General features: G+C 68.4%; 1 protein-coding gene. It reads left to right on the top strand.

All coding sequences use genetic code 11. From position 1 onward, the window contains the following. Window positions 1-290 precede the first annotated feature (290 nt). Window positions 291-1133: a fumarylacetoacetate hydrolase family protein gene (locus tag GT354_RS50410; RefSeq protein ID WP_161364966.1), complete on the top strand. Its 843-nt coding sequence runs from the start codon at window positions 291-293 to the stop codon at window positions 1131-1133. Window positions 1134-1201: the final 68 nt, after the last annotated feature.

The following is a 1201-nucleotide window of genomic DNA, read 5'->3' on the forward strand; positions in this document are numbered from 1 at the left end:
ACGCGAACGGGGTGGGCTCCCGGTGGCGGGTGCCTGGTGGCGAGTGCCTGTGGCGGGGTGCCTCGGCGGGGTGCCTGTGGCGGGCGTGGCCCTGACGCGCCAGACATCCGATGTGCTCCAGACATCCGATGTATATCGCGACAGGCGCCCGCCCGTCCAGCATTGATCCGATCAATACCCGAGAGTTCTTCGATCAGTGTCGAAAGATTAGCCACATTCGACGTGTCTGGACAGCCCATTGTGGTGTATACATCGGATGACTGCTGCATTCGAGTGCCAGAGGAGATCCTGTGAAGCTAGTCCGCGTGGGCGAGCCCGGCTGTGAGCGTCCGGCCGTCCTGGACCGTGACGGGTTGCTGCGGGACCTGTCGGGCGTGGTCTCCGACATCGACGCGGCGTTGCTCGCCGACCTGTCGGTGCTGCCGGACCCCGCGTCGTTGCCGGTGCTGGACGCGCCGGTCGGGCTGCGGTACGGACCGCCGCTCGCGCGCCCCGGCAAGATCGTGTGCGTCGGGTTGAACTACCACGACCACGCGCGCGAGACCGGCGCGGAGATACCCGTCGAGCCGATCGTGTTCATGAAGGCCCCCGACACGATGGTCGGCCCCGACGACACGGTGCTCGTGCCGCGCACGTCCCTGGCCACCGACTGGGAGGTCGAGCTCGCGATCGTGATCGGCCGTACCGCCGCCTATCTGACGGCCGATCAGAATCCACTCGACTACGTTGCCGGCTACGCGATCAGCCACGACGTGTCCGAGCGCGACTTCCAGCTGTCGCGCGGCGGCCAGTGGGACAAGGGCAAGAACTGCGCGACGTTCAACCCGTTCGGACCGTGGCTCGTCACAGCCGACGAGGTGCCCGACCCGCAGGCGCTCACGCTGACCCTGAGCGTCAACGGCATCCTCCGGCAGAACGGGTCGACGGCGGACATGATCTTCCCGGTGGCGTTCCTGGTCGAGTATCTGTCGCAGTTCATGACGCTCCACCCCGGAGACGTGATCAACACGGGCACGCCGGCCGGGGTCGCCCTGGGGCAGCCCGAGCCCAAGCCGTACCTGCGCGCGGGCGACACCGTCGAGTTGGCGATCAGCGGTCTGGGCGGACAGCGGCAGACCTTCGCCGACGCCTGACCGGTTCGACGTGTCCCGGCCCTTCGGGGCTCCCGGCCCGCCGGACACCGTCGAGATGCGCGACGGCC

Origin of the sequence: Streptomyces sp. SID3343 (genome assembly GCF_009865215.1) — a bacterium.
In the GTDB taxonomy this organism is placed as follows: Bacteria; Actinomycetota; Actinomycetes; order Streptomycetales; family Streptomycetaceae; genus Embleya.